Below are 6932 nucleotides of genomic sequence, written 5' to 3'. Positions count from 1 at the left end.
GAAACACTGACTATATTTGAAAAACAAAAGTGTCAACCATTTTCAGGACGAGACAGCATCTCGCTTCTCTAATCACCATTCTACCCTCTACCTTCTAACTTCAAAACTACCCTACCCAAAACTTTTCAGACTTCTTTCTATCGTCAAGTCCAATAAGTTCAAGTTCAATGTTTTTGAATTTCGCGGCTTCTTTGAAATCATCGATAATATCATAGATATCAGGATGGATAAAAATAGATTTGGATCCATCAATGGTCACATGATGGTTTTCAGGTAAATGATCCAGAAAAAGCATAATATCCGCTTTATTCAGAAATGTAACTTCTTCCGCCAAATTAATCGTAGTCTTTTCAGTACCCTCATGGGAAACTTTGTTGTGTAAATAAGCATTTTTATAGTTGTCTCTTAACACAAAAAACACAGCTATGGTACCCCCTACAATAATCCCTGTAATCAAATCGGTAAACATGACCACCAGGATGGTGATGATAAAAGGTAGGAATTGCTTTTTCCCTTGTTTAAAGACCCCTTTATAAATAGGAACACTGGTCAATTTGTAACCTACCACAAACAACACTGCCGAAAGAGATGCCAATGGAATTAGATTTAAAGCTGTTGGAATCAAGGCTACACAGACCAACATGATTATGCCATGCGTAATCGTGGCTGTTTTCGTTCTACCGCCTGCATTGACATTGGCAGAAGTCCTGACGATAACAGCTGTAATTGGCAATCCACCAACTATCCCCGCTATGATATTACCTATGCCCTGTGCTTTTAATTCTGTATTGGTAGAGGTCTTTCTTTTATATGGATCCAATTTGTCTCCCGCTTCAGTACTCAACAAGGATTCCAAACTCGCTATAAAAGTTATACTTAGCGCTATAGAAATAATCTGAGGATTAGTGATCTGGGTAAAATCAGGAAAGGTGAAAAATCCGATAAACGCTGAAAAATTATCCGCAACAGGTAATTGAACCAAGTGATTTGGTCCCAGAATCAAATCAGGAAAATATATTTTATACAGGGCATTCAGACCAATACTAACTACCACAGCAGCTAAGGCAGATGGGAAAAACTGAAAAAACGCAAATTTTTTCATTATTGGCCTATCCCAAAAAATGATGATAAGCAAAGACACAAAAGTGATGATTGTAGCTCCCCATCCGATATTCTGCATCACATAAGCAATTTCCGAAAATGTATTTCTTCCATCGTTTTGTCTGAAAGATTCAATGCCTTCGAATACCTCATCTATTCCAAATGCATGCGGTATTTGTTTCAGAATCAAAACTAATCCAATAGAAGCAAGTATACCTTTGATCATGGCATTGGGAAAGAAATAGGCTACTGTACCTGCTTTCAAAAACCCAAGAATGATCTGAAAAACACCGGCCAATATCACTGCCAACAATATCGCCTCATAGCTGCCCATGGTCTGAATAGCTGTATAGACGACCAAGGCAACACTGGCAGCAGGTCCACTGACATTGATATTAGATCCACTGACAAAGCCGACTACGATACCTCCAATTATTCCTGAAATAATACCTGAAAACAAAGGTGCGCCCGAAGCAAGGGAAATTCCCAAGCATAATGGTAGTGCAATCAGGAAAACGACTAATCCCGCAGATATATCCGTTTTAAAATGTTTTTTATAAGAAGCTTTTGTCACATTCATATTTCACAGTGTTTAAAACCGTCCTTTTTTAATCGGAGGACTTATTAGGTTTGAATTATTAATAACAGGATTTGCCTTTTGGAAATTTTGATAAAAGAAATAATTCCCTTGAATTAAGGGGAAAACTAAAAACTAGTGGACTAAAAATATTTTACATTTTTTCTTTTTCTTGAATTCAAGCCACAAAAGTAACCAATTCAATTTTAAATTCTAATGGATTGATAAATTATACCCGATATTTCCGCAATCGATTGTCTAGGGAATACAATCGGTATAAAATTATATTCCGTAAAAAAGGTCAGTGCCTTTAAAAAAATTTTTTTTATCTCGACAAACGTTTTTTGTCAAAATATTATTTCGAGCAAGGAATTATCCCTAGCTTTGCAGCTTATTATGAAGCAAAACCCAGATTAATCTATTTCTTTAATAAAGAAACTTCACTCCCAAACACCAATTTTTAGGAGTAAATCAATTTAAGATTCGAACAATAAAATTTATTAGAAAACATGACACAAATGTTTTATAAATTATTTCGTCCAACTCAAGTAAATCTGAAAGACGAGGTATTATCAGGCTTGACTGTTGCCTTGGCCCTTGTGCCAGAAGCAGTTGCATTTTCACTCATAGCAGGCATTAGCCCGTTGGTTGGACTTTATACAGCATTTATAATCGGTTTGATCACCGCAATTTTAGGCGGTAGGCCAGGTATGATATCCGGTGCTACGGGAGCAATCGCCGTTGTCATCATTGCATTGGTTGCCTCACATGGAGTAGAATATCTATTTGCAGCAGTAGTCCTGATGGGATTGATACAGATTTTGGTCGGAGTACTCAAATTAGGAAAATTGATCCGTTTGGTTCCCCATCCCGTGATGTTTGGTTTTGTCAATGGATTGGCAATCGTTATTGCCATGTCTCAATTTGATCAATTTAAATTCACCACTTCTGGAGGTGCTATTGAATGGATGACAGGAACGCCATTGATCATCATGATCGGCTTGGTAGTTTTGACGATGGCCATTATTAAATTCCTACCTAAATTGACCACTGCTGTACCTTCAGCACTTGTAGCTATAATTGTTGTAACATTAGTTGCAATTTTTGCTGGATTCGATACCAGAACAGTCGGAGATCTTGCTTCCATTAAAGGCGGACTCCCGCAATTTCATTTACCGATGGTTGCTATCAATTGGGAAACTTTCATGATCATTTTACCATATGCTGCGATTATGGCTGGTATTGGTTTGATTGAAAGTTTATTGACACTTACTTTAATAGACGAAATCACCGAAACCAGAGGTCATGGCAATAAAGAGTGTATCGCACAAGGAGTGGCCAACCTGACCACAGGTTTCTTTGGAGGAATGGGCGGCTGTGCCATGATTGGACAGTCATTGATTAATGTGAATGCTGGAGGTCGAAGCAGGGTTTCAGGAGTTGTAGCTTCTTTAGGTCTTTTGGCATTTATTCTTTTCCTTTCCACATATATTGAGATGGTTCCGATGGCAGCATTGGTAGGGTTGATGTTTATGGTCGCAATCGGGACATTTGAATGGGCTTCCCTGAAAGTTTTTAGGAAAGTACCCGCTCACGATGTTTTGGTGATGGTGATTGTAATGGTAATAACAGTTGTACTACATAATTTAGCTTTGGCAGTTCTTATTGGGGTGATCATTTCAGCTTTGGTATTTGCATGGCAAAATGCCAAAATGATCCGAACCAGAAAGAGAATTGACGAAGACGGTGTAAAGCACTATGAAGTATTTGGCCCATTGTTTTTCGCCTCAGCAATGACTTTCGGACAGAAGTTTGATCCAATTAATGATCCGGAAACAATTGTAATTGATTTTGCAGAAAGTAGGATCGTTGACCACTCCGGTATTGATGCGGTTCATAAGGTGACTGAGCGATATGAAAAAATGGGCAAGACCGTTTATATCCGACATTTGGATACTTCCAGCAAGGTACTGCTGAACAAAGCTGAAAAAATTATTAATGTGAACTATACGGAGGATGATCCGGCTTTTAAAATTGTGTTGGAAGAAGATAAAGTGAATGCTTAAGAATTGATTGGATAGACCACGCAGATAAGGTATTGTGTGGTTTATTCACTTGCTTTGGTTTTGTAACAAAGAGGAGGTTGATTATCGACCTTTTTGTAACAAAGAGGGGGATAATTATTGATGAGATTGCAGAACTGAAGGACTTTTGTAAAACCTGTAAACAGACGAAAGCGAAGAAAAAGTAAAGATTTTCAAGATCTTTAATAGGCGAATTTGCTTTGGATGAGGGCAATGGGTTTGGGTTTATTTTTTAAAGTGATATTAATGGGGTTTTGCAGGAAGGTAATAAAGAAGATTTTTCTTAAGAGGTATCTTTTCTTTAAAAAAACCTTGATTTATATTGATCATCAAAGAGACAAATACTAATATGATGAATCCTGAAGTACCTATATATCACAACTTACAACCCCTTTTTCAATTCTTTGAATCCTTTCAAAACCTCTCTTCTTCTTCCAAGGATAGAATAGCATCAATTTGTACAAGTGTCCAAATCCCCAAAAACAAAGACCTACAGGCCATAGGCCACACCTGTCGGACGATTTACTTTGTCAAAAAAGGTTTATGCCGGATATATTACTACAAAGATGGGGTCGATATTACAGAGGCATTTGCTTTTGAAAACTCCTTGATTGCAAGGGTTGAGAGTCTTTTTACAGGTAGACCGAGCAAAAAAGGTATACAGACATTAGAAGATTCGGTATTTATCGGGATCGCTTCACCTGCACTTTTTGATCTATATGATCAATTCCCAGAGATTGAAAGGCTTTTTAGGAAAATCTTTGAAGCTGCTTATGTGGAGACGGTCAATAGAATAGAAAATATTCAGTTTCATACCGCCGAGGAAAGGTATAATGACTTGATCAAAAACTCGCCTGACCTTTTACAGCGCGTTCCCCTCAAACATATTGCTTCTTACTTGGGGATTACTCAGGTTAGTCTCAGTAGAATTAGAGCCAAATATTGACGCCCGACCTTTGGGGTTTCCAAAAACCCCGAAGGTCTATTTCGCAATAAGGGGTATCAATTTCAAATGTGTATCCAGCTAAAAAACCTTCGGGGTCAAAAAAAGACCCCAAAGGTTAGCGGCTCCCGGCCTTTGGGGTTTCCAAAAATCCAGAAGGTCTTTTTCGTAACAAGCGGATCACTTTTTAAATGCTTATCCAACTAAAAAACCTTCGAGGTCTGAAAAAAGACCTCAAAGGTTAGGGTTACCGGTCTTTTTTAACATATGTAAAAGGATTCCCTTTTCCCAATGCTCAATTTTGTGTTCAGATTCAATATTGATGGAAAAAATACAATTGGGATTAAAGCAAAACTGGAAACAGTTTACCCTTCTAGTCATTATCAATGCTTTTGTGGGTGGAATGGTGGGTCTGGAAAGAAGCATCCTTCCACAGATTGCAGAAGTGGAATTTGCCATTGCTGCCAAGACTGCCATTCTTTCATTCATTATTGTTTTTGGCATTGTCAAAGCCATCTCCAACTATTTTGCTGGAGCATTTGCCAATAAAATCGGGAGAAAAAACCTCTTGGTGATTGGTTGGATTTTTGGTCTTCCTGTACCCTTCATGCTCATGTACGCGCCTTCTTGGGATTGGATAGTTGCTGCCAATGTGTTATTAGGAATTAACCAAGGCTTGGCTTGGAGCAGTACCGTAGTGATGAAAATTGATCTGGTAGGTGAAAAGCAACGTGGTTTTGCAATGGGGCTGAACGAATTCGCCGGATATTTGGCAGTGGCTTTGGTTGCATTCCTTACCGGGTATATCGCAGCGGAATATGGTCTCAGACCATATCCGTTTATACTTGGCATTGGCTTGGCGGTGATGGGACTTTTGGGAAGTATATTTTTGATCAAGGATACCCGAAAGCATGTAGCTGCTGAAAACAGCTATTCAGATACTCCATTCTTGAAAAACATCTTCTGGGAAACCACCTGGAAACATCCCAATCTGGGTGCAGTCACCCAAGCAGGATTGGTCAATAACCTCAACGATGGTATGGCTTGGGGGATCTTTCCAATACTTTTGGCTTCCAAAGGATTCTCATTAGAAGCCATTGGGGTTGTGACCGCAGTTTATCCAGCTGTATGGGGTTTCGGACAGCTCTTTACAGGAAGAATGGCAGATATATACAATAAAAAATACCTATTGTTTTTGGGGATGTTGCTTCAGGCTATCGCTTTGGGATTGTTCCTTTTTGCGAACAGTCTTACAGAATATATCATTTTATCAGCTATACTTGGTTGGGGAACGGCTATGGTTTACCCCACATTTCTGGCAACAGTGGCAGAAAATACCCATCCAAATGACAGGGCAAACTCGGTAGGCGTATTCAGGCTTTGGAGAGATATGGGCTATGCCATTGGAGCCATTCTCACAGGTGTAATAGCTGATGCATTTGGATTGGAAGCATCCATCATGACCATAGCATTCCTCACTTTAGCGTCCGCGATGATAATTGCAGTCAGAATGATAAAATGATACAGTTTTATGGAAAAACAATAAATTATTCCTTCTCCTCCCCTTCTATAAACTGTCGCTGTATCTCGTCTTCTGCTTCCTCTTCATCACTTTTTTTTGTCAGCTCCTCATTGAAGAATCTACCTTGGAAAATGAGTATGATAGCTACCCCAATAAAAATGGATGCGTCTGCAATATTGAAAATCGGCCAAAGTGCCGTATAGCTTCCACCCCACAAAGGTACCCAATCAGGGATATAGCCTTCCCAAATATCAATGTAAAACATGTCAATCACCTGACCATGAAACCATGGACTAGGTGCATTATAAGGCGCATTACCTAACCAAACACCATAAAAAACACTGTCGATAAGATTACCAATCGCTCCACCCAAAATCATGGATATACAAATGATATAACCTGTGGGCATTTTCTTTAAAATAATGTAGTATAGGTAATAGCCTATACCGAACATCGCCACCAATCTAAAGGAAGTCAAGATCAGCTTTCCATATTCAGAGCCAAGCTGCATGCCAAAGGCCATTCCGGGATTGGTCGTGTAGTGCAGCTTAAACCATTCTCCTACCACTTTGATCTGCCCGGGGGTGCCAAAGTCCATTTGATAATGAACTACCATTTTCACGGCTTGGTCAATGATAATCACCAATAAGGCAATGGCAAAATATTTGAAATACTTCATCGATATCAATTCAAAGCCACAGATAT

Annotated in this window: 5 protein-coding genes; 3 read left to right on the top strand and 2 right to left on the bottom strand. The window is 39.0% G+C overall.

What is annotated here, in order from left to right; all coding sequences use genetic code 11:
• Positions 1 to 106: 106 nt before the first annotated feature.
• Entirely contained in the window at positions 107 to 1681 is a 1575-nt protein-coding gene (locus HMJ38_RS22955) for a SulP family inorganic anion transporter (RefSeq protein ID WP_194976783.1), read from the bottom strand.
• A 506-nt stretch (positions 1682 to 2187) separates the two neighbouring features.
• On the opposite strand from HMJ38_RS22955, the gene HMJ38_RS22950 reads away from it, so the two are divergent.
• From HMJ38_RS22950 to HMJ38_RS22940, 3 genes are all read left to right on the top strand, one after another.
• Positions 2188 to 3744 carry a SulP family inorganic anion transporter gene (locus tag HMJ38_RS22950; protein ID WP_194976782.1) on the top strand — a complete coding sequence of 519 codons (1557 nt, stop codon included), beginning with the start codon at positions 2188 to 2190 and terminating at the stop codon, positions 3742 to 3744.
• Between the two features lie 367 nt (positions 3745 to 4111).
• Positions 4112 to 4708 carry a Crp/Fnr family transcriptional regulator gene (locus HMJ38_RS22945; RefSeq protein ID WP_228780229.1) on the top strand — a complete coding sequence of 199 codons (597 nt, stop codon included), beginning with the start codon at positions 4112 to 4114 and terminating at the stop codon, positions 4706 to 4708.
• A 319-nt stretch (positions 4709 to 5027) separates the two neighbouring features.
• Positions 5028 to 6227, top strand: coding sequence for an MFS transporter (locus tag HMJ38_RS22940; RefSeq protein ID WP_194976781.1), 1200 nt, complete (start codon positions 5028 to 5030; stop codon positions 6225 to 6227).
• A 25-nt stretch (positions 6228 to 6252) separates the two neighbouring features.
• Here the strand turns inward: HMJ38_RS22940 and HMJ38_RS22935 are convergent, their stop codons facing one another.
• Positions 6253 to 6906: a lipoprotein signal peptidase gene (locus HMJ38_RS22935; protein WP_194976780.1), complete on the bottom strand. Its 654-nt coding sequence runs from the start codon at positions 6904 to 6906 to the stop codon at positions 6253 to 6255.
• Positions 6907 to 6932 lie beyond the last annotated feature (26 nt).

This window comes from Aquiflexum lacus (assembly GCF_015476655.1).
Lineage (GTDB): Bacteria > Bacteroidota > Bacteroidia > Cytophagales > Cyclobacteriaceae > Aquiflexum > Aquiflexum lacus.
Note: the sequence above shows the minus strand (reverse complement) of the source record. Positions and strands in the feature narration are given on the sequence as shown.

Excerpts from the sequence above, each read along its gene's own strand:
- HMJ38_RS22955 (WP_194976783.1), bottom strand. The coding sequence starts at position 1,681 with ATGAATGTGACAAAAGCTTCTTATAAAAAACATTTTAAAACGGATATA.
- HMJ38_RS22950 (WP_194976782.1), top strand. The coding sequence starts at position 2,188 with ATGACACAAATGTTTTATAAATTATTTCGTCCAACTCAAGTAAATCTG.
- HMJ38_RS22945 (WP_228780229.1), top strand. The coding sequence starts at position 4,112 with ATGATGAATCCTGAAGTACCTATATATCACAACTTACAACCCCTTTTT.
- HMJ38_RS22940 (WP_194976781.1), top strand. The coding sequence starts at position 5,028 with ATGGAAAAAATACAATTGGGATTAAAGCAAAACTGGAAACAGTTTACC.
- HMJ38_RS22935 (WP_194976780.1), bottom strand. The coding sequence starts at position 6,906 with ATGAAGTATTTCAAATATTTTGCCATTGCCTTATTGGTGATTATCATT.